The organism is Hymenobacter convexus, assembly GCF_030580955.1.
Taxonomy (GTDB): Bacteria; Bacteroidota; Bacteroidia; order Cytophagales; family Hymenobacteraceae; genus Hymenobacter.
Genome location: NZ_JAUQON010000001.1, coordinates 843,137 through 868,997, shown reverse-complemented (window position 1 = coordinate 868,997; position 25,861 = coordinate 843,137). Strand labels below are relative to the sequence as shown.

18 protein-coding genes are annotated in these 25,861 nt (G+C 64.0%); 9 read left to right on the top strand and 9 right to left on the bottom strand.

The genetic code is table 11. The features are described 5' to 3' along the window. Positions 1-79 precede the first annotated feature (79 nt). On the top strand, positions 80-1,069 hold the full coding sequence (locus Q4S41_RS03470; protein ID WP_369811237.1) for a dioxygenase family protein: 990 nt from the start codon (positions 80-82) through the stop codon (positions 1,067-1,069). Between the two features lie 88 nt (positions 1,070-1,157). Here Q4S41_RS03470 and Q4S41_RS03460 read toward each other — a convergent pair whose 3' ends face one another. The 3 genes from Q4S41_RS03460 to Q4S41_RS03450 form a co-directional block, all read right to left on the bottom strand. Beyond that, positions 1,158-2,096: a hypothetical protein gene (locus Q4S41_RS03460; RefSeq protein ID WP_305029705.1), complete on the bottom strand. Its 939-nt coding sequence runs from the start codon at positions 2,094-2,096 to the stop codon at positions 1,158-1,160. Positions 2,097-2,167: 71 nt separating this feature from the next. Next, positions 2,168-4,738, bottom strand: a complete 2,571-nt coding sequence (locus Q4S41_RS03455; protein WP_305029704.1) for a TonB-dependent receptor domain-containing protein — start codon at positions 4,736-4,738, stop codon at positions 2,168-2,170. Between the two features lie 150 nt (positions 4,739-4,888). Then, positions 4,889-7,210 (bottom strand): mechanosensitive ion channel family protein, encoded by a 2,322-nt coding sequence (locus Q4S41_RS03450; RefSeq protein WP_305029703.1) that lies wholly within the window; start codon positions 7,208-7,210, stop codon positions 4,889-4,891. 456 nt (positions 7,211-7,666) lie between these two features. Between Q4S41_RS03450 and Q4S41_RS03445 the strand changes: the two genes are divergently transcribed. Both Q4S41_RS03445 and Q4S41_RS03440 read left to right on the top strand, forming a co-directional pair. Next, complete coding sequence (locus Q4S41_RS03445) at positions 7,667-10,186, top strand: PAS domain-containing hybrid sensor histidine kinase/response regulator (protein ID WP_305029702.1); 2,520 nt, start codon at positions 7,667-7,669, stop codon at positions 10,184-10,186. A gap of 125 nt (positions 10,187-10,311) precedes the next feature. Further along, on the top strand, positions 10,312-12,174 hold the full coding sequence (locus tag Q4S41_RS03440; protein ID WP_305029701.1) for a M1 family metallopeptidase: 1,863 nt from the start codon (positions 10,312-10,314) through the stop codon (positions 12,172-12,174). Positions 12,175-12,365: 191 nt separating this feature from the next. On the opposite strand, the gene Q4S41_RS03435 is transcribed toward Q4S41_RS03440, so the two are convergent. Further along, a complete protein-coding gene (locus Q4S41_RS03435; protein WP_305029700.1) occupies positions 12,366-12,878 on the bottom strand; it encodes an acyl-CoA thioesterase in 513 nt (170 codons plus the stop codon). Between the two features lie 247 nt (positions 12,879-13,125). Between Q4S41_RS03435 and Q4S41_RS03430 the strand changes: the two genes are divergently transcribed. Genes Q4S41_RS03430 through Q4S41_RS03415 form a run of 4 tightly spaced genes read left to right on the top strand, consistent with a single transcriptional unit; the run spans position 13,126 to position 17,635 of the window. After that, the gene (locus tag Q4S41_RS03430) at positions 13,126-15,165 is read left to right on the top strand and encodes an FAD-dependent oxidoreductase (protein ID WP_305029699.1); all 2,040 of its coding nucleotides are present in this window, start codon (positions 13,126-13,128) and stop codon (positions 15,163-15,165) included. Continuing rightward, positions 15,146-16,762, top strand: coding sequence for a hypothetical protein (locus tag Q4S41_RS03425; RefSeq protein ID WP_305029698.1), 1,617 nt, complete (start codon positions 15,146-15,148; stop codon positions 16,760-16,762). The genes Q4S41_RS03430 and Q4S41_RS03425 overlap by 20 nt, the downstream gene beginning before the upstream one ends. A 34-nt stretch (positions 16,763-16,796) precedes the next feature. Beyond that, the gene (locus Q4S41_RS03420) at positions 16,797-17,171 is read left to right on the top strand and encodes a hypothetical protein (protein ID WP_305029697.1); all 375 of its coding nucleotides are present in this window, start codon (positions 16,797-16,799) and stop codon (positions 17,169-17,171) included. Between the two features lie 59 nt (positions 17,172-17,230). Beyond that, positions 17,231-17,635, top strand: coding sequence for a hypothetical protein (locus Q4S41_RS03415; protein ID WP_305029696.1), 405 nt, complete (start codon positions 17,231-17,233; stop codon positions 17,633-17,635). A gap of 8 nt (positions 17,636-17,643) precedes the next feature. Here Q4S41_RS03415 and Q4S41_RS03410 read toward each other — a convergent pair whose 3' ends face one another. Both Q4S41_RS03410 and Q4S41_RS03405 read right to left on the bottom strand, forming a co-directional pair. Continuing rightward, a complete protein-coding gene (locus Q4S41_RS03410) occupies positions 17,644-18,330 on the bottom strand; it encodes a hypothetical protein (protein ID WP_305029695.1) in 687 nt (228 codons plus the stop codon). Positions 18,331-18,386: 56 nt separating this feature from the next. Further along, positions 18,387-19,853, bottom strand: coding sequence for an aldehyde dehydrogenase family protein (locus Q4S41_RS03405; protein ID WP_305029694.1), 1,467 nt, complete (start codon positions 19,851-19,853; stop codon positions 18,387-18,389). Positions 19,854-20,382: 529 nt separating this feature from the next. Between Q4S41_RS03405 and Q4S41_RS03400 the strand changes: the two genes are divergently transcribed. Beyond that, complete coding sequence (locus Q4S41_RS03400; protein WP_305029693.1) at positions 20,383-21,444, top strand: phosphatase PAP2 family protein; 1,062 nt, start codon at positions 20,383-20,385, stop codon at positions 21,442-21,444. A 62-nt stretch (positions 21,445-21,506) separates the two neighbouring features. Here the strand turns inward: Q4S41_RS03400 and Q4S41_RS03395 are convergent, their stop codons facing one another. Continuing rightward, complete coding sequence (locus Q4S41_RS03395) at positions 21,507-22,175, bottom strand: hypothetical protein (RefSeq protein WP_305029692.1); 669 nt, start codon at positions 22,173-22,175, stop codon at positions 21,507-21,509. Between the two features lie 97 nt (positions 22,176-22,272). Next, the gene (locus Q4S41_RS03390) at positions 22,273-23,142 is read right to left on the bottom strand and encodes an SDR family oxidoreductase (protein WP_305029691.1); all 870 of its coding nucleotides are present in this window, start codon (positions 23,140-23,142) and stop codon (positions 22,273-22,275) included. A gap of 247 nt (positions 23,143-23,389) precedes the next feature. Between Q4S41_RS03390 and rluF the strand changes: the two genes are divergently transcribed. Then, positions 23,390-24,496, top strand: coding sequence for a 23S rRNA pseudouridine(2604) synthase RluF (rluF, locus tag Q4S41_RS03385; protein WP_305029690.1), 1,107 nt, complete (start codon positions 23,390-23,392; stop codon positions 24,494-24,496). Positions 24,497-24,508: 12 nt separating this feature from the next. Here rluF and Q4S41_RS03380 read toward each other — a convergent pair whose 3' ends face one another. Further along, a complete protein-coding gene (locus tag Q4S41_RS03380; protein ID WP_305029689.1) occupies positions 24,509-25,792 on the bottom strand; it encodes a S41 family peptidase in 1,284 nt (427 codons plus the stop codon). Positions 25,793-25,861: the final 69 nt, after the last annotated feature.

Below are 25,861 nucleotides of genomic sequence, written 5' to 3'. Positions count from 1 at the left end.
TTCGCTGCGCTCTGCATGACGTTTAAAAGGCCACTTCCTTTAATCCTTCACCCCAACGCATGCTTCAATTTTTCCGTTTATGAACAGAATCGACTTCCTGAAAAAAAGCTTTGGCTTTCTGGGCATGGCGGTGGTGGGCCCGTCTTTGCTGGGCGGCAGCGAAGCCGAGGCCTGCACGGTGGCCAGCACCGAAACGGCCGGGCCGTTCCCCACCATCAACCCGGCCAGCTACGTGCGCAATAACATCGTCGGCACCCGCACGGGCGTGCCGTTCACCATCAACATCTCGGTGAAAAACGTGCTCAGCAACTGCGCGGCCGTGGCCGGACTGCTGGTCGACATCTGGCACTGCGACAAAGACGGCAACTACTCGCAGTACGGCGGCTCCACCATGCAGCCCACCAATTACACCACGCAGGATTTCCTGCGCGGCCGCCAAACCACCGACGCCAACGGCCTGGTGAGCTTCACCAGCATCTTTCCCGGCTGGTACCAAAGCCGCGCCACGCACATCCACGTGCACATCTACACCGCCTCGGGCACCAGCCTGCTCATCTCCCAAATTGCCTTTCCGGAAAGCGCCACCAGCGCCGTGGCGACGGTGAACGCGGCCACGGCCTATGGCTACACCAAGGGCATGAGCGGCTACACCTACAACGCCAGCGACAACGTGTTTTCGGACGGCACGGCCACCGAGATGGGCACCATCACGGGCAGCCTGACGGCGGGCTACGTGCTCAGTTGGGACGCGTTTGTGTCGTCCACGGCGTTGGCCACCAAGAGCGCCGCGGCCGAAACCCAGTTCCAGATTCGCCAGAATTTCCCGAACCCGGCCAGCGACCTGACCCGGATTCCGGTGGTGCTGCGCACGCCTTCCGAGGTGCAGGTCACCGTTGTGTCGATGACCGGCCAGCAGGTGCTCCGGCAGGTGCTGGGCACGCTGAGCGCCGGCGAAAAGATGATTGATTTGGACGTGTCGGCGCTGGCCGCCGGCAGCTACGTGACCACCGTGAAGGTGGCCAACCTGTCGGGCACGTTCACGCAGTCGCAGCTGCTGCTGAAGAATTAAGGCGAAGGCGCCTTCGCCCCGTTGTGCAGTTGAACCGTGCTGCTGAGCCCGAGGCTGGTCGCTCCCACGGCCGGCCTCTTTTTTTGGGCTATTGCTGCGCGTTCAACCCCGCCACCAGGCGCTGCATGGCGTGCTGCCGGAAGGGCGAAGGCGAATCGAGGCCGGTGGTGAAGTTGTAGCGCACCGCCACAATATCCAGGTTGCGAAAACGGTCCAGATACGACGGCACAGCCCGAAACAGGGCCAGCACTTCGTAGCTCTCGTACACGAGAAAGGTGCGGCGCCGACTGCCATGAAACAGCCGCTCCTTTCTGGCCAGGTCGAAGTAGCCCGTGAGCGGCGAGGAGTTGAAGGCGAACACCTTCTCGATGCGCGGGCAGGTGTAGCCGGCGTGCTGGGCCAGCCCGCCGCCCAGCGAATGGCCGGCGGCAAAAATCCGCTCCCGGCCGCCGTAAGCCGAATCGAGCCGGGCGACCACGGCGGGCGTGAGGGCGCGGGCCTGCTCGTATTGGTCCCACAGGCCGGGCCAATTCGTCACGGGCCGGGTGTTGGCCACCCAGTCGGCAAACTCCAGGTAGTTGGTGCCCCGAAACACCAGCACCGCCAGCGGCCGGGCGCCGGGCCGCGCCTGCACCCACACATCGTACACCAGTCCGCCCAGCAGTTTCTGGCCCGGCGCCGCCTTCAACGGATAAGCAAAGGGAAACGGACGCCAGCCGCGCCGGGCCAGCTCGCGCCGCTCCACGGCGTACTTGGCGGTGTCCTGGCGGTAGTCGGGGCGGTGGTTGGGCACCTTCACACCTGAATACACGATGGCGCTGAGCATGGCCATGTCGCTCACCAACTGGTAGTCGGCATCTTGTAAGGTGGGCGTGATTTGGCCTTGAGCCAATTGGGCCGGCGTGCGGTGGTACTGCCGGTTTTTGAGGGTGACTACGGCGTCGTCGGGCCGCTGGCAGGCACTTAGGAAGAATAGGCACCACCCCAGTATTCTGGCGAAACGCCTTAGCAAAGCACCTTTATCCATGTCCCATTTGATTCGGCTTGCAAGGTAGGCGGGCCTTTCAGCTTGGCCTGGAGTCAGCACAAGAAAGCTTCTTAGGGCCGGCCGGCGGGGGTGGTGGCCGGCGCAGAAGTTGGAACGGGCGCCGGTGCCGGCGCCGGAGCGGGACGGACGGCATCGGGGGTGCGGCCGGTGCCCTGGCTGCCCCCGCCATTCTCCTCGGTTTTGAGATCGTTGTTTTGCACGTTGCGGTGCGGGCGGGGTTCGGCGGTCAGCTTGCCGATGCGGTAGCTGAAATAGACTTTGAAGCTGGTGATATGCTGGATGGTGCTGCTGTTTTGGCGGAGCAGCGGGCTGATGATTTCGCTGCGCACGGTGTTGCTCGGCGAAAAGAAATTCTCAGCTCCAAAACCCAAGGCGCCCTTTTTATCGGCAAACTCGCGCTTCAGGCTGAAGCTATAGACGAAGAAGTTGTTTTGGTCGCCCTGCAGCTGCACCTGCTGGCCCCGGTAGAAGCCGAACACCTGCAGCCCCCAGTGCCTGGGTAGCGCGTAGCTGCCGTAGAGGCGGCCGGCCACCACCAGGCCCGCATTGCGGGCGGCATAAACGGGGTCGGCCACGTTGTTGCGCAGCACCAAATAGTAGGTGTCCACGCCACCGCTGAAGCTGAGCTTGTCGCCGATATCCAGCCCGGCGTACACGCTGCCGCCTGAGGCGGTTTCCTGCCCGATGTTTTGGTAGGTGACCAGCACGGCGCCGGGGTAGTTGGCGTCGCCCAGCGGCGTGCGCACCGACTGGATGGAGCCCGTGGTATTGCGCACGAAAGCGCTGAAATTCAGGCTGGCCTGCTTGAGCAGCGTGCTGTAGCCCAGTTCGTAGTTGTTGGTGTACTCGGGGCGCAGCACGGGGTTGCCCTGCGTTTGCAGCAAGGGATTGGCAGCTTGCAGGTTGGGGTTCAAAAACTGCAGCGAGGGGCGCTGGATACGACGGTTGTAGGCCAAGCGCAGGGCGTTGCCGTTGGCCAGTTTGTGCAGCAGGTTCAGGCTGGGCACCAGCACCCCGTAGCTGGGAATTTCTTCCACCGTGCCGGTGCCGAAATCGGCCGTAATGTCGGTGTATTCGTAGCGCAGGCCCGGTTTCAGGGTGATGCTGTGGGGCAGGGCCAGGGTGTAGGCCGCGTACCCCGACGCCACGTTCTGGTTATAATCAAACGAATTGTTGGCTTGCGAAAGCGCCAGTTGGCCGAAGTAGCGGTAGTCGCTCTGCACGGTCCGCCGGATTTCCTTCGCCCCCAGCTCCAGCAGCTGGTTTTTGCCCGTCGGCGTCTGGTAGTCCACTTGCGCCGTCACCTCCTGGTTGGCGCTGGGGTTGGCGTTGCCCGAAACACCAATGGTGCGGGCATCGCTGGCGGCGTAGATGTCGTTGGTGAAGTCGTAGGTGCGGTTGTTGCGGCTGAACAAGGCCAGCACGCTCAGCTCGCGCTGGGCCGTTTCGTAGGTGTGGGTGTAGCTCAGGCTGGCGTCCACGGTGCCCGATTCGTCGCTGGTTTTCACGTTGCGCAGCGAGGTGGCGGCGGCGCCCGGGGCCAGGGGTATGGTGCTGGTGGCCAGGTCGTCCTGGTAGGTGGTGGCATTGCGGGTGCCGTAGGCCAGCGAGGCGGCCAGGGAGTTGCGGGCGTTCAGGTCGTAGTCCCAGCCCAGGGTGTAGCGGCCGAACAACTGCTGCTGGCGCGTGGCGGCGGCCTGGGTGGTGCGGGTTTGCAGACCTGTGGCGGGGTTGGTGGTCAGCTGGGTGTTGGTGAAACTGCCCGGCGTGTTGTAGCCGGCCCGCCCGAAGCCGCCCAGCGCAAAGCCCATCCGGCCGGTGCGGTAGCCGCCGCTCAGGTTCAGCGTGCCCGAGCGGGTGCCGCCGCTGCCGTCCACACTCAGCTGGCCGCCGCGCAGGGTGTTGGTTTTGGTGACGATGTTGATGATGCCGCCCGAGCCCTCGGCGTCGTACTTCGCCGAGGGCGAGGTGATGACTTCCACGGCCTTAATCTGGTCGGCCGGCAGCTGCCGCAGCCCATCGGCAATGCTGTTGGCCATGATGGTCGAGGGCTTGTTGTTAATCAGCACCCGAATGTTCTGGCTGCCGCGCAAGCTCACGTTGCCGTCCAGGTCCACGCTCAGCAGCGGTACGCGCTTGAGCACGTCGGTGGCGTCGCCGCCGCGGGTCGTCTCGTCGTTTTCGGCATTGTACACCGTGCGGTCCACCTTTTCCTCAATCAGCGGCTTGCGGGCCGTCACCACCACTTCGCCCAGCTTCTGGGTGGTGGGCGTGAGCGGCAACGCGCCCAGCGGCAGCGTCCCGCCGGTTTCAGGCACCACGATGCCCGCCCGGGTAAGGTCCTGATAACCCAAAAAGCTGATGCGCAACGCATACGTGCCCGGCGCGAGGCCCGGCAGCACGAAGGCACCGTCGTCGCCGCACACGGCCCCGCTCACCGGGCTCCCGGCGGCGTTGAGCACCGCCACGGAAGCGTACGCAATGGGCTTGCCAGTGCCGGCATCGGTCACGGTGCCGGTGAGGCGGCCGGCGGCCCGGGCCGCCGGGCCCAGCCGGTCAATCGTGGGCTGGGCCGGCGCCTGCTGGGCATAAGCGCGGGAATAAATGCTTCCGACAGCCATGCTGGCGAACAAGGTAGCGGTAGTAATTCGTGGGAGCATAGAAACTGATTTGCTCCCAAAGGCACGCCTGCGCCGGCCAGGGTTGTTTCCGCAAATCAGTTTTTTAACCATACGGGGCAGAGACATGGACTACAAAGTCCGCGCTACTGCCTAGCTCAACGTCAGCCCCTCCGCCGTAAACCGCCGGTATATCCCCGCCAGAATCTCGCTCTTGGTGAGCTGCTCCTGGCGGATGTTGGTAATCCAGAACAGTACTTTGAGCTCGTAGACTTGGCCGTTGATGCTGCTGAGCAGGATTTCGGGCGGTAGGTTGTGCATGGTGTAGGGGCTGGTTTTGATTTCCTCCTGAATCAGTTCGCGGGCCTGCTGCAGGTTGGTTTGCAGGTCGTCGGTGGCGGAGGTCATTTTCAGCACGAGGTCCACGCGGATGTGGTCGTTGGTGCGCGTCCAGTTGATGACGTGGTTGGACAGCAGGTCGCCGTTGGGCACGATGATTTCGGAGCCTGTGACGGACGTGAGCTTGCTGGAGCGGATGCCGATGTCCTGCACGCGGCCCGCCTTGCCGGCCACCTCAATAAAGTCGCCGACGTGGAAGGGCCGCTCGAAAATCAGGATAATGCCCGACACCAGGTTATTCACGATGCTCTGCAAACCCAGGCCGATGCCCACGCTGAGCGCGCCGAACACGATGGCGATTTTGCTCAGCGGCAGTCCCGTGGCGGCCGTGGCCAGCGCAAAACCCACCAGCACCAGCAGCAGCCGCAGCGCCACCAGCCACGAGCCCCGCTTGCGCGCCTCGGAATCGTCGTCGCCCACCTCGCCGAAGAAGTAGCCGATGTAGCGCTGCAACAAGGCCGAAATGTAGAGAATGAGGAAGAACAGCAGCACGTTGCCGAACGTGAATTCAGTGCTGCCAATGAGGTGCGGCGCGGTCAGGAAGTGGTCGAAGAAGCCGTAGATGGCGTTGTACACGTTCAGGTTCGAGGTGAACACCATCAGCCACAGCGCGCCGGCCAGCACCGTGAGCAGGCGCATGAGTTGGGGCTCGATTTTGTCGTAGTCGAAGGCCGCCGTGCCGCCCTCGCTGCCCCGGCTGCACAGAATTTGGAGGTGGAAGGCTTCGGTGAACGACTCGATGAACACGGCCAGCCCGATGCCCTGCGTGAGCCCGAAAATGGCCGCCGTGCTGAACATCTTGGCCAGGCTCAGCCGCCCCACCACGTTGCACACGATGGCCAGGCCATTGAGCCCGATGAACAGCCACGTCACGGGAATCAAAAAGCGCATCTGGGCCAGCGTTTCGCGCAGCCGCCACAGCAGAAACGCACCCACGCCCACCGCCAGCGCATTGAGCCCCAGCAGCCCCCAGCGCGCTCCCAGGCCGGTGGTGGCGTTGGCGTTGGTGAAGCTCAGCCACACGAAAAACGCCACCAGCCCCAGCCACCCCAGAAACAGCCGCCGCGGCCAGCTCCGCGCAAACACCGCCGTGAGCGCCACCAGCAGCAACAGCTGCAACAGCGCCAGGTAGATGGGCGGCGGGTGCAACTCCAGGGCCGGCGCCAGGCTGAACATCACCACCAGCGTGGCCGCCACCGGCCCCGGCCGCAGGTAGCGAAAGGGTTCCGTAATGGCCAACTCCTGTGCCTTCGCCCGTCGGTAGTTGAACGACACCCAGCCATAAAATACCAGCCCGATGAGGGCCATATAGGCCCAGTTGTCCCAGTTGTGAGCGAAGTAGAAGTTGATGATTTCGCGGCGGTACTGGCCGGCTTTGCGGGCCTTGGGGTCGGCCGGAACGGGCGGAATCGACTCGGCATCCCACAGCGGCGGGTAGTTGAGCTGGGCGCTGGTGCGGCTGTAGCGGCGCATCTGGTCGCCCACCTCGTCCTGCAGCTCCATGCCCTGGATGTAGCTGGCGGCCACCTGCGTCTGCAGTTGCTTCACCTTCAAAAACCGCTTGGCCAGCAAGCCGCCGATGCGCTGCTGCCGTGCCCACAGCGCCGAATCGGAGCGTTCCAAGGCCAGCGTGGTGGCGTCGGCGCTGGCCAGGCGCGGGGGCGGCGGGGCAATGCTTTGGAGCTTCGCCTGCATGGCCGCCAGCTGCTGGTTGGCCCCCGCCAGGGCGGTGCGCCAGTCGCCCAGCTCGTCCTGCAGGGTGCTGAGCATGAGCTGGCACATCTGCAGCTGCTTGATGTCGACCACCTGCCCTTTTTGCTTGAGCGTATACTGAATGGCCTTGAGGTTTTCCACCACGTCGGGCAGCTCCTCAGCCAGGCCGCGCGTGTCGAACACCTTGCGCACCTGCCCCGAGATGCTGCTGAGCGTGGTGTAGCCCACTTCGAGGCGGTAGGAATCGTCGCGGGCCGCGGTGGTGTCCACGGCCATGGTGTCTTCTTTGGCAGTCAGCGTTTGCGCCTGAGCAGAGGCCAGGAGCAGCACCGAAAAAAGCAGGCTTAGCCAGGTTGTTTTCAATGGCTTGGTGAAAGCCGGCAAGGAATTTAGAACGGGCATACAGGAGCTTTAGACTGGAAAAGTACGCGCCGCAGGTCGGGAAAAGCAGGTTCCGATTTAGGCAAAAGATGGAGCCGGGCGTTCTGCCGCTGAAAGGGGGCATTGCATCGACCGGGAAGACGCCCGGATTCGATGCTGACGCGACTTTCCCTTCCGGGATAAGCAGCGAGGGCACTTGGACGTTACCGGCGTCAGAAGCGCTGGACGGCACGATACGGCCAGTAAAACCGTGCAAACCGGCTGCAAGGGGCACCGGTGTTCAACGAGCATTCGACACCATTCACCAGCCAATTCCGTGAGTTCACCCCGTATTTATTAGTTTTAGCCCTGCGCTGCCTTGCCGACTACCGCTTTCATACGCACAGTATCGGTTGCAGCAGGTTGTGCCGCCCGGGTCCTTTCCACTCAGTTTGTTTGATGCAGCCTCCCCGCCCGCCCGCTTCTGCTGCCCCAGCCCCTGCCCCAATAGGCCCCGCAGGCGAGGCGCAGCTACGGGACGCGCTGGCCGCCGCCGAAGCGCGGGCAGCGGCCCTGACTGAGCAGCTGGCCGCTGCCAGCGCCCGGGCCGAGCACCTCGAACAGCAGCTCGCGGCCCGCACCCGGGCCGAGCAGCAACAGGCCGACCAGTGCGCTTTTTATGAGCTGGTGCTGGAGCATTTGCCGGTGTCGGTGGCGGTTATCGACACCGAATTTCGCTACGTGTTTGCCAACCAGCTGGGCGTGGCCGACCCCGTGGCCCGGCAGCAGTACCGGGGCCAGACGGTGCAGGCCCTGAGCGAGCTGCTGCAGCGCCCGGCCCACATTGTGGCGCGCCGTCAGGGCTACCTGGAGCAGGCCCGGGCCGGGCAGCGCGCCCTGAGCTGGGAAGAAACCATGGAGCAGGCCGACCACCAGCACAGCATGCTGATTAACATCGCCCCGATACTGGGCGCCGATAACCAGCCGCAGTACTTCATCATGACCGGCCTCGACATCACGGCGCGCAAGCAGGCCGAGGAGCAGGTGGCCCGCCAGCGCGAGTTCTACGAGGCCATCCTCAACCACCTGCCGGTGCAGCTTGTGGTGTTCGATGCCGAGCAGCGCTTCCTCTTTGTGAACCCGGCGGCCGTGGCCAGCCCCGCCTTCCGCCAGCAGATGCTGGGCATCACGCACGCCGAGTTTCTGGCCCTAAGCGGCCGCCCCCCGGCGCAGCTGGCAGCGCGCGCGGCGCACTTCCGCCGCGCCGTGCAAACCGGCGAGTCCATCAGTTGGGAGGAAGATGCCACCACCAACGAGGGCCAGCGGCGCATGCTGCGCGGCCTCAAAGCCGTGTACGATGCCGACGGGGAGGTGCTGCTGGTAGTGGGCTCCAGCATCGACATTACGGAGCGCTACGAGGCCGAGGAGCAGCACCGCCGGAGCGAAACCCAACTGCGTACCCAGCAGCAGTTTATCCGGCTGATTGTGGACGCCCTGCCCAACGTGGTGTACGTCATCACGGTTGCGGGCGAGGTCAAGTTTCGCAATGCGGCTTTCACCGCGCTGGCCGCTCAAAGCCAGCACATGCGGCCTCCGGCCGAACAGAACGACGCGGTGCGGGCGCAAATGGCAAAAATTGCCGCCTGGCGCAATTGGGTGTTCACCACCGGCCAGTCCCTCGACGCGGAGCTGGCGCTGCAGCTCAGCTCCGGCAGCATCTGCCACCTGCGGGTGCACATGTCGCCGTTTCCGCAGGCCGAAGGCGGCACCGACGTGCTGGTGGTGAGCACCGACATCACTGCCCTCAAGGAGGCCAACCAGGCGGCCGAAGCCAATGCACAGGCCAAAGAAGCCTTCCTGGCGCGCATGAGCCACGAAATTCGCACGCCGCTCAACGGCATGCTGGGCATGGTGCAGCTGCTGCGCAAAATGCCGCTCACGCCGGTGCAGCACGAGTATTTGAGCATCATGCAGCGTTCGGGCCGCCACCTGCTGGCCCTGATAAACGACGTGCTCGACCTGGCCAAAATCACGGCCCACCACCTGGCCCTTGATGCCGCGCCCTTCGACCTGGATGCGCTGCTGCAGGGGGCCAGCGAAATCGTGGCCTCACTGGCCGAGCAGAAAGGGCTGTCGCTGATGCTGGAGCCCCCGCCGGCCCCCGGCCAGCCCCTGTTGGGCGATGCCTACCGGCTGCAACAAATCCTGCTCAACCTGCTCTCGAACGCCATCAAGTTCACCGCGCGGGGCAGCGTGCGCCTGGGCGTGGCCCTGCTGCCCGGCCCGCCCGCGGCCCGGCGCCTGCGCTTCTGGGTGCAGGACACCGGCGCCGGCATTGCCCCCGAGCAGCAGGAACGCATTTTCGAATCGTTCGCTCAGGCTTCTTCCGATACCAACGGCCGGTTCGACGGCACGGGCCTGGGGCTGGCCATCACCGAGCAGCTGGTGCGGCAGATGGGCGGCATGCTCCTGCTGTGCAGCCAGCCCGGCGCGGGCTCCACTTTTTCCTTCGTGCTCACCCTGCCGCTGGCGCCGCCCGCCGCGCCCACGGCCGCGCCCACCGAAGCGCCCGTCACCTACGAGGCCCTGCGCGGCCTGCGCGTGCTGCTGGCCGAAGACAACGTGGTGAACCAACTAATAGCGCGGGCCCTGCTCGAATACTGGGGCGTGGAAGTGCACACCGCCAACACCGGCACCGAGGCCCTGGCCCAGCTCACCAGCCAGGATTTCGATGCGGCCCTGCTCGACATCCACATGCCCGGCCTGAGCGGCGTGGAAGTGGCCCTGGCCCTGCGCCGGGACGCCCACTTCAAGCGCGCCGCTACGCCGCTCATCGCCCTCACGGCTAACGCCTTCGACAATGACCGCGCCGCTTACCTCAACGCCGGCATGAATGGCTGCGTCACCAAGCCCTTCGAGGAAGCCGAACTGTGCGACTGGCTCCTGCGCCTGACGCGGCGCGGGCCGGCAGGCGTGTAAGCGGAGGCGGCTGGTTTGGGCGACGAAAACTTCTGATTCAGACCCGAGACATCATGCCCAGGCGCGGACTCGCTGTGTCCGCGCTACATTGCAACGCTCGACTTGTTATTCCGTCTGTCTCTGCTATGATTAAACCCCTCCTGACCTTCCTCCTGCTCGCCGGCCTCGCCGACACGGCCGCTGCCCAGACGCAGCCGCTTTATATGCCGCGCGACATCAAAGCCGCCTTCGCCAAAGGCACCCGCAGCCCCGACGGCCGCCCCGGCCCCAAGTACTGGCAAAACCGCGCCCGCTACAGCATCACCGTGCAGGCCGCGCCGCCGGCCCGCGACATTAGGGGCCACGAAACCATCACCTACTTCAACAACAGCCCCGACACGCTGCGCCAGGTGGTGCTGCGCATCATTCAGAACATCCACAAGCCCGGCGCCAGCCGCGACGGCGACGCCTCTCCGGACTACCTCACCAGCGGGGTGGTGATTGACACCTTCCTGGTGGCGGGCCAGTTGAAGCCTCTGCCGCAGAACCTGGGCACCGCGCCGGGCGTGCGCCTGCCCCGCCCGCTGGCCCCGCACGATTCGGTGAAATTCGCGGTGTCCTGGCACTTTCCCATTTCCATCGAAAGCGGCCGCGAGGGCATGATTGACCCCACCACCTATTTCCTGGCCTACTTCTACCCCCGCGTGGCGGTGTATGACGACTACGCCGGCTGGGACCGCCTGCCCTTCGTCGACAGCAAGGAGTTTTACAACGATTTCAACGACTACACCCTGCGCGTGAAAGCGCCCGCCAACTACATTGTGTGGGCCACCGGCACGCTGCAAAACCCCGACCAGGTGCTGCAGAAGGCCGCCGCCAAGCGCCTCAAGCAGTCGATGACCAGCGACGCGGTTATCCACGTGGCCACGGCGGCCGATTTGGCGAAGAAGAACATCACCGCCCAGCAGCCTATGAACACCTGGGTCTGGACCGCCCGGGATATTTCCGACGTGACCTTGGGCCTGAGCGACCATTACGTGTGGGACGCCGCCAGCGTCATCGTCGATGCCAAGGCCAAGCGCCGCGCCAGCGTGCAGGCCGCCTACGCCGATTCCACGGTGGATTTCCGCGAGTCGGTGAAGAACGCGCAGTTTGCGCTGGGCTGGTTCTCGAACCCGAATAACTGGCCCGGCGTGGCTTATCCGTTTCCCAAAATGACGGCTTTCCAGGGCTTTGCCGACATGGAATACCCGATGATGGTGAACGACAGCCCGCAGAAGGACCCCAAGTTCGCGCAGTTCGTGCAGGACCACGAAATCGCGCACACCTACTTCCCCTTCTACATGGGCATCAATGAAAGCCGCTACGCCTACATGGACGAGGGCTGGGCCACCACGTTCGAGCGCCTCATCAACACGGCCGAAAACGGCGCCGAAACGGCCGATAAGTTCTACAAGCAATTCCGTATAAATGGCTGGATTCACAACATCGCCACGCCCCAGGACCTGCCCATCATCACGCCCAGCAGCGAGTTGAAGTCGGGCTACGGCAACAACGCCTACGGCAAGCCTTCGCTCAGCTACTTCGCCCTGAAAGACATGCTCGGCGATGCGCTGTTCAAGAAATCCCTGCACGAGTACATGGACCGCTGGCACGGCAAGCACCCCATTCCGTGGGATTATTTCAACTCGATGAGCAGCGCCAGCGGCCAGGATTTGAACTGGTTTTTCCACAACTGGTTCTTCACCAATGGCTACATCGACCTGGCCGTTGGGTCCGTATCCGGCAGCAGCGTCACGGTGAATAACATCGGCGGTTTCGTGGTGCCCTTTGATATGCAGCTCGAATACGCCGACGGCACCAAAGAAACCCTGCACCAAACCGCGGCCGTGTGGCGCGCCAACCAGCAGCAGGCCGTCATTACCACGCCCAAAGCCGTAAAATCGGTGAAGCTCGACGGCGGAATTTTTATGGATGCCAACGAGCGGGATAATTCGTTCGGGGGGTAGAAAACTGTCATTGCGAGGCGCAGCCGAAGCAATGCATCCGCCCAGTGCGACCAGTCAAAAAAATGTGAAAAAGCCCCGACACTATGCAGTGCCGGGGCTTTTCTGTTGTTAAAAAAACCTTGCTATAACCCAAGGCTAGTTACACTAAGAGGACGGATTGCCGCGCTTCGCTCGCAATGACAGGCGACTTTTCAGCCTTCCCGCCTCAGCTTCTTCAGCTCCTGGCGCACCTCCTTCACGCGCTCATCGAAGCCGTCGGGGTCGTAACTCACGGCGTCCACGTCGAGTTGTTCGAGCAGGTCCATCATGGCGTTGGAGTGGTCGGTGCGGGTGCCGGCGGGCATGCTCACGAAGGTCATTTCCGACCACAGCAGGGCCAGCAGGCGCAGGCCGTCGTCGCTGCGCATCTGCATTTCGAGCACCAGGTTGGAGTTGTCGAAGTGAATGAGCTGGCTCAGGATGCGGACCGTGGCGCCCTGCCGCGCCGGCTTGAGGTAGCTGATGTGGTGCTTAGTGATGACCCAGCCGGCCTTTTGCTCGCGGGCGATTTCGCCCATGTTCAGCTGGTAATGCTCGGTGGTGTGGTCTTCGCGGGCGTTGAGGAAGTAGTCGAGGTAGCGGGCGTTGTTGAGGTGGCCCAGCATGTCGCACTCCTGAAAGTGGACGCGGTAGGTGGTTTCGGGCGTTTGAATGAGGCGGGGCATGGTATGCGGGTGAATTAGGGAAGGCAAAGTTCGCCGGCAGAACGTCATGCTGAGCGCCGCCGAAGCATCTCTACCGCAACACTATTCCTATCGATTGGAATTAGTTGCGCGGTAGAGATGCTTCGGCGGCGCTCAGCATGACGTGCTTTTTTATTGTTACAACGCCGTTCTTACCTGAAAAACTACTCGGCACGCCTAACATATTGCGGAAAATTCCCTACCTTTTACCATCCAAAATTCCCGCCGCATGTTTTCGCTCACGCCCGCCCGCTCGCTCCTCCTCCAGGCCCTCGCCGACACCTTTATTCCCGCCCTGCCCGACGGCAGCCCGCCCGGCGCGGCCGGCGTGAACCTGGAGAAGCTGGAAGCGGCCATCCGGGAGCAGCCTGAGGGCGCGCAGAATGAGTTCGGCCAGTTGCTTGATTTGTTAGAGAAGCCGCTGCTGGGTTTGACGTGGTTCGGGCCGCTCAAGCCCTTCCGCAAGCTCGATGCGGCGCACCGTGAGCAGCTGCTGCAAAGCTGGGCCGCCAGCAACGTGCCGCAGCTGCGCAAGGGCTTTCAGGCGCTGCGCAAGCTGTGCACGCTGCTGTACTACGGCGGCAGCATGGCGGAGGTGCCGGCCGTCTGGGGACGCCTCGGCTACCCCGGCCCCGACGAGAAGCCGGTGGATTCGCCTAAGCCCATTCGCACCCTTAAGCCGACCGATGCCACTACGTACGAGTGCGATGTGCTGGTGATTGGCAGCGGCGCGGGCGGCGGCGTGGTAGCCGGCGAGTTGGCCGAGGCCGGCTTCGATGTGTTGGTCATCGAAAAAGGCCCCTACTGCCACGGCTGCGACTTTACCCAGCGCGAGGTGGACATGCTGGGCAAGCTCTACGACGCCAAAGGCACCCTCTGCACCCAGGACGGCAGCATCGGCATCCTGGCCGGGGCCTGCCTGGGCGGCGGCACCACCGTGAACTGGGCCGGCGCCTTCCGCACCCCCGATTACGTGCTGCAGGAATGGGCCCGCGAGCACGCCGCTCCCCACTTCACCACCCTGGAGTTTAAGGAAAGCCTAAACGCCGTGGCCCGCACCATCGGCGTGAACACCAACTATACCCGCCACAACGGCCAGAACCAAGCCTTGTGGGACGGCTCCACCAAGCTCGGCCAGGAGGTGAAGCTGATTCCGCGCAACGAAAAGGGCCTGACCGATTCCGACAGCCACTTTCGTAGCCTGGGCTACACCACGCTGGGCGATGCCCACGGCATCAAGCAGGGCACGTTGAACACGTATCTGCTCACCGCTTTCGAGCACGGCGCCCGCATTCTGGCCGATACCAAAGTTGACAGAGTCACCATCAGCCAGGGCCGCGCTACCGGCGCCGAGGCCGTGTACACTACTGCCGACGGCCAGCAAATTCCCATCACGGTGCGAGCCAAGCGCGTGGTGGTGACCGGCGGCGCCATCCAGACGCCTGCGCTGCTGCTGCGCTCCGGCCTGAAGCACCCGCACCTGGGCCGCCACCTGCACCTGCACCCCACGGTGGTGGTGGGCGCCCGCTACCCGCAGGCCATGAACTCCTGGCACGGCCCCAGCATGAGCGTGGTGAACGATACCTACACGCAATTGCACGGCACCAACTTCGGCGCCAAGCTCGAAACGCCCCCCACCCACCCCGGCCTACTAAGCATGGTGCTGCCCTGGCGCTCGGGCCGGCAGCACCACGAGCTGCTGCGCGACGCCAGCCACCTGGGTTCCTTCATCGTCCTCACCCGCGACCGCGACGGCGGACGGGTGAGCATCGATAAAAATGGCGCGCCGCTGATTGACTACGTGCTGTCGGATTTCGACCGCGCCAACATGCTCGAAGGCGTGCGCGCCGCGGCGCAAATCCACATTGCCGCCGGGGCCGAGAAAGTATATCTGCCCCACGGCACGCTGCCCACGCTGGAGGCCAAAGACGGCGTGCTGCTCAACCCCGAAGTGCTCGACAAGCTGCCGCACCTGAGCTGGAAGCCCAACCAGTTCGGCCTCTACAGCGCCCACCAGATGAGCACCTGCCGCATGGGCGGCGACGCCGCCACCCACCCGCTCAAGCTCAACGGCGAGACGGTGGAAGTGCAAAACCTCTTCGTGGCCGATGGCTCGGCCTTCCCCGCCTGCAGCGGCGTGAACCCCATGCTCACCATCATGGCGCTGGCCCACTTCACGGCACAAGGCATGAAGACGACGGAAATCCCCTCCCGCCGCCCGCTACCTTTGGCCTCGACTTTGGGCCACCATGCTGCGACTACTATCTGAGAATTTCCGCGCCCCGCGCCGGCTGATTACAACTTTGTTTTTTGGCGGCTTGTTGCTGCTGGGCCTGTTCCTCACCAGCAGCTACGGCATGGGCTGGGACGAGCCCACCGACCGCGAGGGCGGCTACATCAGCCTGCGCTATGTGGCCCAGCGCCTGGCCCCCAGTCTGCTGGCCCGCGAGCACCTGGCCCACTTGCCCGCGCTGCGCACCTACCGCGAGGCCGACCATGGCGTGGCCTTCACCCTACTCCTGGCGGCGCTGGAAGAAGTTTTTTACCCTGATGACTTGCCGGGCGCTTACTGGATGCGGCATTTCCTGGTTTTTGCCACGTTTGTGCTGGGGGCATGGGCGCTGTTCCGGCTGGGCACCGAGCGGTTTGGCAGCTGGCGCTGGGGGCTGGTGGGCGCGGCGGCGCTGGTGCTCTCGCCCCGGATTTTTGCTGAGGCGTTTTACAACCACAAGGATTTGGTCTTCATGAACCTGTTCGTGCTGGGCGGGTTCACGCTCACGCGGCTGCTGCGCCGGCCCACGGCGGGGCGGGCCGTGCTACACGCGTTGGTGATGGCCCTGGCTACTGATGTGCGCATTATGGGCCTGCTGCTGCCGGTGCTCACGGCCGCTTTTGTAGCGCTGGAGATGTGGGCGCGGCCCCTGCGCCGGATGGCGCTGCTGCGGGCGCTGGCGCTGTGCGGCGTGGCCACCATGGCGCTGGTGGTGGTGTTCTGGCCCTACCTGTGGGAGGCGCCGGTGGCGCGGCTGTGGGAGTGCTTCGGCAACTTCCGCTACTTCCGCCAAACCATGCGGGTGTTTTACCTGGGCCAGCTGCGCTCGTGCCGGGAGTTGCCGTGGCACTACCTGCCGGTGTGGCTGCTGGCCACCACGCCCGTGGCCTATTCGGTGCTGTTTGTGGCCGGGGCGGCTGGGGTGATGCGCGACTTGGTGCAACGGCCGCTGGCGCTGCTGCGCCGCACAGCCGGCCGGCGCGACCTGCTTTTCGGGGCCTGGTGCGTGGGGCCGCTGGTGCTCATCGTGGCCCTGAATTCGGTCGTGTACGACGGCTGGCGGCACGTTTACTTCATTTATCCGGCCTTTTTGCTGCTGGCGATGCGGGGGCTGCGGGCGGGCGTGCACGTCTGGCGGGCGGCTCCGGCGACTTCGGCGTGGCGGCGGCTGGGCACGGCGGCGGGCGTGCTGCTGGCGCTGGGCGTAGCCCACACGGCCTACCGGCAAGTGCACGACCACCCACATCAGTACGTGTACTTCAGTTTTCTGCCCGGTCCGGTGGCGGCCCAGCTGTTCGAGCGCGACTACTGGGGCATCTCGGCCCGGCAGGGCTTGAGCTGGGTGCTGGCCCACGATGCCAGCGCCACCGTGGCCATCAGCGACACGCTCACGCAGCGCGATGTGCTGCACAACAACGCCCTGCTGCTGCCCACGACGGCCAGTGCCCGGCTGCGCTTTGTGCCCCACGCCCAGGCCCGGTATTTTCTGGGCATCTACCGCTGGCACCCCTGGCCCTACGAGGCCCGGTTTGGCACGCCGGTGCATCATATTTGGGTAGATGGAATGCCGATTCTGACGGTGTTTCGGCGCTGAGCCAATCAGCTCACGGCGTGGTATGTTTGGGGTAATGAAACGCCTGGCCCTGCCCTATCTGCTGTTGCTGCCGCTACTGGCCGTGCTGCTGTTTGGCAACTGCGCGCAGGTGGAGAAAATGCTTACCCAACGCACTGCCTATCAATTATTGGGAGGTGAGATAAAGCCCGACCAGCTCACACGCCTGCGCGCAGCCCTCCAACTGGAACAGGAGTTGTGCCAGGAAGCTACCCAAAAATATGCCAGTCAGCCGGCTGAGCAACGGGAAGAAATCAAACGCATCAAGGCAAGTACAGCAATCCAACTCGCTGGTTTTCTAACGCCTAAGCAGCGCCGGCACCTGCGCCAGAACCGGGCCAAAATAGCGCGTCGGCTGGGAATCTCGCCCGGTCATATCAACGGGAATTAACCGCTGGATAGCCCCGCAACCCTGCTTCTGCGTAAAGCAAATTCTTACCCGCTTATTTCATGAAAACCCGCTACGCCCTGCTCCTGCTGCCCTTTCTGGCCAGCTGTTCCATCTTTCGCCGCGACAAGCCCGCCCCGGTGGTTGAAACCGTGCGCACCGCCGACTCGCCGGCGCCGCCTACCGCCGCCCGCGACCTAGCCGACGTGATGGGCACCGAGCTCAAGCTCACCCCCGACCAAACCGGCCGCGTCCGCACCATCCTCAACGGCACGCTCACCCAATCCAACGCTGCCAAGGAAAAGCTGCCCGCCAAATCGCCGCAGCTCCTGGCCGAGCTGAAACGCATCAACATCAACTCCCAAAAAGAACTGCGCGCCGTCGTTGGCCCCGAGAAGTTTAAACTCCTTCAAACCAAAGCCACGCAGCAGAAAATAGCGGCTGAGATGCAGCAGCGGCAGAAGTAACACAGGAGCTAATGGCGGCGGCGGTATGCCTCCTGGGTATCCCAGAGGCCGTCGTAGCGGCCCAGGCGGCGCGTTTGCTGGGCGGTGGCGGGCATAAGTTGAAAGGAAGTCAGGCGGCCATTTTCGCGGTGGTAGTATACGGTGGCCGGGTCTAGGGCCAGCAGGCGCAGGGTATCGGTGCCGAAGGTTTGCCAGCGCAGGCCCGGACCCTCGATTTCGAGGCGCTGCACGTACCATTTGTCCCTGTTGTCGTTGGGCGTGTTGAGGTAGTAGCGGCCCTGAAACCGGCGCAGCACGCCCGGTCCCGGGCCCGCGAGCGTGAAAACCGTATCGGTCCACAGCCAGCTGTCGCGCACCGAGTCGCGGCTCAGCAGGTGCACGTAGTGCAGGTGCCCGCCTTGCGCGTACGTGGTATCAGCCCGCAAATGATGAAGCAGGAGAGAATCGACTTCCCGACGACTGGCCAGCACCTGCTGCAACTCCTGCCGCCACACCGCCGTGCGACCGACGCACAGCGACTTGCCCGAATCGGCGGCGGTGTACACGCCCTGGTGCCGGACCGGAAAAGCCGCCATATCGGCCACCTCCGCCAGAAATGGCTGCGCGAAGCGCACCTCCAGGCCGTCGTCGCAGGCCGTGAGCAGCAGGCCAGCGGCCCCCAGGCACCAGCCGCGCAATCGTTGTGTGGTCGTCATGGGCTTTCATGCGGCTTCAGCCTGAAAAGTAACCCCCTTCGCCCCCAGTTCAACGGCTACAGATACTTCACCAGCAGCCCAATCAGCTTCTGCACCCGGCTGGTGTAGGGCGGGTACATGGCCTTGATGCCGGTGAAGCCCACGCGCTGCCGCAGCACGCCCTTTTCATTGCTGAAAGCCAGGAAACCGGAGTGCCCGTGTGCCTTGCCGAGGCCGGAGTTGCCCACGCCGCCGGTGGGCAGCTCGGGGTGGGCAAAGTGCAGCACCGTTTCGTTCACGCCCGCGCCGCCGGCCGACACGTTTTCGAGCAGGTAACGGCGGTTTTCAGCATTGGTGCTGAAAACATACTGCGCCAGCGGCTTGAGGCGGGCGTTGATGTAAGCCGTGGTTTCGGGCAGGGTTTTGAAGGTAAGCACGGGCAGCAGCGGGCCGAAGATTTCTTCTTCCAGCACGCGGGCGCTGGCCGGCACGTTGGTCAGAATGGTGGGCTCGATGTAGTTCTGCAGGGCATCGACGGTGCCGCCGGCGGCCACGGTGGCACCCCGGGTCTGGGCATCTTCGAGCAGGCCGGCGAGGCGGGCAAAGTGGTGCTGGTTCACGATGCGGGCCAGCGACTCGGAGCGCTCGATGCCGGCCCCGGCGGGGTTGTAGGCCCGCTGGATGGCGGCGGTGAGCTCCCGCAGCAGCGCGGGCTGCACGCTTTCCTGCACCAGCAGGTAGTCGGGGGCCACGCAGGTTTGACCGTTGTTGAGGAATTTGCCCCACACAATTTTCTCGGCCGCGTCGCGCAGGTTGGCGGTTTCGTCCACCACGGCCGGGTTTTTGCCGCCCAGCTCCAGGGTGAGGCCCGAGAGGTGCTCGGCGGCGGCGCGCATCACAATCTTGCCTACCTCGGGGCTGCCGGTGAAGAAAATATGGTCCCAGGGCAGCTTTAGCAGCTCAGTGGCCACTTCCTTGTCGCCTTGCAGCAGCAGCACCTCATCAGACCGAAACAACTCTTCGCACAGCTTTTGCAGCAGCGCGGCGGTGGCGGGCGTCTGCTCGGCCGGCTTTATCACCACGGCGTTGCCGGCGGCAATGGCCGAAATTAGCGGGCCTACCGCTAGGTAAAACGGGTAGTTCCAGGGCGAAATAATCAGCACCACGCCCTTGGGCTCGACCTGCACCCAGGCGCGGGTGCCCAGCAGGGCCATGGGAGCGGCCACCCGGCGCGGCGCCATCCACTTTTTCAGGTGGCTCATCGTGTGCTTAAGTTCGACCAGTGAGGTCCAGATTTCGGTGAGGTCGGTTTCGGCGGCGGGCTTGCGGAAATCGGCCAGCAAGGCCTGCTGGATATCGGTCCGGTGGGCGTGCAGCCAGTTGCTGAGCTTTTGCAGGCGGGCCCGGCGGGCGGCCACGTCCTCCTGGCGCAGGGCCGGCGTACGCTGGCACAGAGCCTCAAAGGCTGCCCCGTACCGATTGGCCGCCACGGCCGTGGTGGGTGAAACAAAGCCCTCCAGGGGCGCGGCAGCAGTTTCAGACATTGGGTGGGTGAATTAAGAGAAACAGATTAAAACGCTTCCTAAACGTCATGCTGAGCGCAGTCGAAGCATCTCTACCGAGAAAGTAAATGATTACTACTGCGGTAGAGATGCTTCGACTGCGCTCAGCATGACGGCCTCATGGCTTGCTAAGTAGCGTCGTTGTTGCGACGCCGGCCGGGGCTCGCAGAAAGATACGCGGCTTGCCTAAAATATTCTGCCACGCCATTCGTCAGCGCAAGCCGGTGCCCCGGTGGTTAGCCCAACGTGACGCCGGTGTTACCTTTGTGGTCCGTTATGCGAGCCACGGCTTGCCTGTTTTCCCATTTGGTGCCCCCTCGCCCCACCCCTGCCGCGAGGCCGCACCGCGTTATTAGCTATTCCTTTTTTCGTGAACTCTTATTACCCTCGCCGCGCCCTGCGGCTATTCGTTGCGCTGTTTTTTAGTTTGAGTTTTGCCGCCAGTAGCTCCGCTCACACTGCTAATTTCACCCCTGTTGCCTCAGATTCTACCGGCCTCGCTGCCGACTCGTTGGCACTTCCAACAGCTTCCGACACCACCCAAACCCGCCCCGGCTCCGCCAAAACGGCCGTTTCTGACTCGCTGGTGCACATCCACCCGCGCGGCGCCGATGGCCGCATCAGCGACTACACCGTGGCGCCCGGTGTGATGTGGCACTACGAAAACACCAAGCCGTTTCGCTGGCTCCTGCACATCCCGCGCGACCTGGGCCAGGCGCCCGGCTACATTTTCCGCAAGGAAAACAAGGAGACGTTCATCGGCCTAGCCACGGCCTCGGTGGCGCTGTGGGTGGCCGACCAGGCCATCATCGACTGGAGCCAGGATTTCGGCCGGTTCATTGGCCTGAAAGCGGCCAGCACCCAGAAAACCCTGGTCTATATCCCCTTCCGCGTGGGTTCGGCCAACCTGCCCTTCGAGTTCAACGTACCCGATAACCTCAACAGCACGTTCTACTTCCTTGGCGATGGCTGGACGCACCTCACCGTGGCCAGCAGCTTCTGGATTTACGGCGGCATCAAGAAGGACAACCGCGCCCTGCAAACCTCCAGCCAGCTTGGTGAGGCCATTCTCAGCACCGGCCTCGTCATCCAGACGCTCAAGCGCCTCACCGGCCGCCAGAGCCCCTACGTGGCCACCCAGGACCGCGGCGAGTGGCATCTGTTTCCGTCCTACAGCCGCTACCAGAGCTTCGTGCCCAACTACGACGCCTTCCCCACCGGCCACCTGGCCACGGCCATGGCCACCGTCACGGTCATCGCCGACAACTACCCCGAATACCGCTTCATTCGCCCCGTGGGCTACTCGCTGATGGGCCTGCTGGGCTATTCCATGCTCAATAACGGCGTACACTGGGCCTCGGACTACCCCATCGGCATCGCCATCGGCTACGCCTTCGCCAAAATTGCCGTCCGCAACGGCCGCACCCGCGTCGAAACCGCGCCCGACGGCGCCGCCGCCCACGGCACCGGCATGGCCCCGCCGCGCAAGCCGAAACCATGGTTTCGGCAGGGACACTTTTCGCCCTACAACTACGGCCCGTTCACCGGCGCCTCGTGGTCGTTGCACTGGTAGAGTTTTCCCAACAAAAAAGCCCGCTCCTGGCCAGGAGCGGGCTTTTTTGCTTTAGCAAAGGCTTATTTGAACAAGCCCTTTTTCACGGTGCGGTTGCCGTTTTCGTCGATTTTGATTTTCGTGCCGTCGGCCCGCTTGATTTTTACCGAGCCGTCGTCGCTGCGCTTGATTTTTGCGCCGTTCTCGAACTTGGTTTTGTGGTCGCCGTCTTTCTCGTTGTCAATCTTCTTCACGCCCGAGCCTTGGCCCACGCTGCCAGTGCGCGTGGTCGTCGAAGTCGTGGTGGTCGTCACGGCCACGGGCGCCAGCGAGTAGGGGCCGTCGCCGTAGTTGGCGCGGTTCGAGGAGTAGGTGTTGTAGTAGCCGGGGTTGTTGAGGTCGGTCCGGATTTGCTCATCGGCCATATCGTTGGCCTGGCGGATGGCGGCGTAGCGGCCGGTGGTGTCGTTGGCGTACTGCGTTTCGAGCTCGTTGAGACGGCGGCCGCGGGTATAGTAGGTGCGCTCGATGCGCGTGGTCACGGCCGGGTCGCTCAGCTTGAGGTCTTCGGCTACGCGGGCGGCCATGCGGCGGGCGTCGTCGTGCAGGGCCACGGTGTCGACCGTAGTGGTAGTCGTGGTCGTCGTGGCGTCGGGAGTGGTCGTGGTGGTGGTTTCCACTTTTTTGTCCTGTTGGCAGGCGGCGGTAGCCAGCGAGGCGGCGGCCAGCAGGCCGAGCAGTTTCGTGTTCATGGGAAGCGGTTAAGAAATTGTAAACGGCGATGTAGCCATTTTTAGGGGCTGATACGGTAGCGCTTGGGGCGGGGTTATTCCCCACCGGTCACGGGCCTTAGGCGTTCACCACCGAGCCGCCGTTCGGGTGCAAGGTCTGGCCCGAGAAGTACGAGGCATCTTCCGACGCCAGAAACACATAGGCCGGTGCCACTTCCGACGGTTGCCCGGCGCGGCCCATCGGCACGTCGTGCCCAAACAGAGGCAGCTTCAGCAAGCCCACGCCGGTGATGAAGGGCGTCCAGATAGGGCCCGGCGCCACCGAGTTTACCCGAATGCCTTTCTTGATGAGCTGCAGCGACAGCGCCCGCGTGAAGGCCGTGATGGCGCCCTTGGTGGAAGTGTAGTCCAGCAGCATCTCATTGCCCTTGAAGCCGTTCACCGAGGCGGTGTTGATGATGGAATCGCCTTCTGTGAGGTGCTTGAGCGCGGCCCGCGAAATGCGGAACATGGCGATGATGTTCAGGTTGAAAATACTGTCCAGTTCCTCATCCTTAATATCTTCCAACGAGTCGTGCCAGTTTTGCTCGGCGGCGTTGTTCACCAGAATGTTGAGGCCGCCCAGTTCGGCCACAGTGCGGTCCACGATTTCCTGGCAGAAGGCGGGCGACTTCAGGTCGCCGGGCAGCAGCAGGCAGCGGCGGCCGTGGGCCTGCACCAGTTCCTGCACCTTTTCGGCGTCCTGTTGCTCGGTGGGGAAGTAGCAAATGGCCACGTCGGCGCCTTCCACGGCGAAATGCACGGCCACGGCGCGCCCGATGCCGGAGTCGCCGCCCGTGATGAGGGCCACTTTACCCTTCAGTTTATCGGCGCCCTTGTAGCCGTCGCGGATGTACTCAGGCTCGGGCGTCATCTTGTATTCGAGGCCGGGCTTGCCGGCGCCCGCGTCCTGGCTCTGGGGCGGGAAAATAGTGGGTTTGTCAGACATCTGGGTAATTCAGTGATTATTGGATAGTATGGTTGGGCTAACGGGCGGCGCGGGCGCAGGTTGTTCTTCTATATAATAGCACCGCTAGTGGCGTAAACCCGAGATGCTTCGCTGCGCTCTGCATGACGTTCTCCTATCCCCTTCGCGGACTAAAAGTCCGCGCTACCCTCGGGCGTACCTTTGTGCCCTCCGAGACGTTCGTTGCTTTAGCTGCCGCGTTTCGTTTTCAACCAATTCGCCGCTTCGTATGCCGTCCAGCTCCGCCACCCGCCTCAACAAATTCATCAGCGAAAGCGGCCTGTGCTCGCGCCGCGAGGCCGACCGCTACATCGCCGAGGGTGCCGTGCTGCTCAACGGCAAGCCCGCCAAAATCGGCGACCAGGTGGGTCCGCGCGACCGGGTGAGCGTGAACGGCCACAAGCTGGAGCCCAAGCAGGCCGAAGATGCCGTGTACCTGGCCTTCAACAAGCCGGTGGGCGTGACGAGTACCTCGGAGCCGGGCGTGCGCGGCAACATCGTGGACTACGTGAACCACGCCGCCCGTGTGTTCCCCATCGGGCGATTGGATAAAGATTCGTCAGGCCTGATTTTCCTGACCAGCGACGGCGACATCGTGAACAAGATTCTGCGGGCCGGCAACCAGCACGAAAAGGAGTACGTGGTGACGGTGGACCGCATTCTCACCGACCGCATGCTCGACGAAATGGCCAACGGCATCCCGATGCTGGGCACCGTCACCAAAAAGTGCGTCATCCAGAAGGAAACGCCCTACATCTTCCGCATCACGCTGGTGCAGGGCCTCAATCGTCAGATTCGGCGCATGGTGGAGCATTTCGGCTACGAAGTGCTGAAGCTGGAACGCGTCCGCATCATGAACGTGACGCTGAAAGGCCTGCCCGTGGGCGACTGGCGCGAGCTGACGCCCGAGGAGCTGGCCGGCATCATGAAGATGGTGGCCAAATCGAGCGGCACCGAGGAAGCGTCCGGCGGCCGCAGCCGCAAAGCGCCGGCCCGCAAAGCCGCAGGCGACGCCGCCGATGGCCAGGCCGGCAAACCCAAGCCGCGCAAGCCCGGCCCGCCGTCGATGTTCAACCCCTCGGGCACCGGCTGGTGGGGCCCACGCCCCGAAAAGGACCCCGCCACTGGCAAAATCACGCCCGGCAGCAAGCGCCCCGCCAAGGCTGGTCCCGGCGGCTCATCGCGGCCCAAAAGCTCGGCCCCATCACCCCAGCGGCCCAAAAGCGTCGGCCCCGGCGGTACTGCCCGGCCGCAGAAAAGCCGGCCCGGCAGTACCGGCAGCCGGCCTTCGGGCGCGGGCAAAAGCGGCGGACGTGGCCCGGCGCGCCCACGCTAACGCCAACCGGCGCTAGTTCTTGTGTTCCAGTATACTGAGCGCCTGCTTCATCACAGGGTCGGGGCTGGGCTTGGGCTGCTGCGCGGCCTTGACTAAATCCACCGTAAAAGGCGGCTGATAGTTTTCGCGGGGGCGGCCGTTGATGTGATAAAGGCGCTCGACGGGGAAGCTGAACCCGATGCCGGAGTGCGGCAATTTATAGGAATAGATGGCCCCTCGGAGCTGGGCCATTTCGGTGCCGACGAGGGTGGCGCGGTGCAGGGCGTCGAAGCCGATGGCCAGGCCCTCGCCCATGCTGCCCGTCCAGCGGCCCTCCAGCACTACCACTGGCTTGGGGTAGCGCGGGCCGCGCGGGGCCACCAGTTCCAGCCACCGGCGCGGGATGCCGGTTTCGGCTTCCTCGTTGGGCAGCTCGTGGCGTTGGTAGGGCATTTCCTTCTCGATGAAGCGCCCCATGATGGCGCGAGCCACGGTGGTGTTGCCGCCGCTGGGCGTTTCGCGCAGGTCAAGAATGAGTCTTTCAGTGCCTTTGAGCGCCGTCAGGGCGCTGTCGAATTTGGCAATGAGGCGGTTGTCGCCCAGGCTGTTGTTGAGTTTGATATAGCCAATGGTGCCTTTGTCGCCCAGGCGCTTCGCTGCCAGCAAACCTCGGTAGGGCGTGGTTTCGAGCAGCGATACCGGCACGTCGGGCTGGGCCGTGAAGGTGCGGGTGCCCAGGCGCATGGTCCAGGTGCGGGGAGTGCGGTGGTCGCCGGCCAGCAGTTGGCCCAGGGCAAAATTGCGGGCGGCGGGGTCGGGCCGGTGCAGCGTTTGGGCCAGCAAGGGGCGCAGGGCTTCGGCTACGGGCACGCCGTTTACGGCTTCGATGACGGCGCCGGGCTTCACGCCCACTTTCTCGGCCCCGTAGCCGGCCCGGACTTGCTGCACCACGGCCTGGCCGTTCACGAAGGTGGCCCACACATCGGTGCCGGTGGGCACGAGGCGGCGCGAGTCGGGCCGGTTGGTGTTCAGGCTGGCGTGGTTGTCGTAGAGTTCGGCCAGGGCATTTTCGAGCAAGCGCACGAAGGCGCGGCGGCTGCGCACGGTGTCGGCTTGGGCCCGGTAGATGGTGCGCACCCGCGGCCAGTCGGTTTGCTTCTGGTTGAAGTAGCCGTAATGGTCCCGGACGGTTTCCCAGAAAAAATCGAAGTCCTCCAGGTATTGCTCGTGGGTGAGCGGCGGCGTTTGGGCGGCCAATCCGGCGGCCATCAGCAGCACCAGCACCCCTAGCCCAAACCGGAACCGCCAACGCTTCATGCGGCAAAGAAACGCGCCCGGGCCCCATATTGCGCGGGCATTCCGGAATTTAAGCCGGCTGTTTTGCCG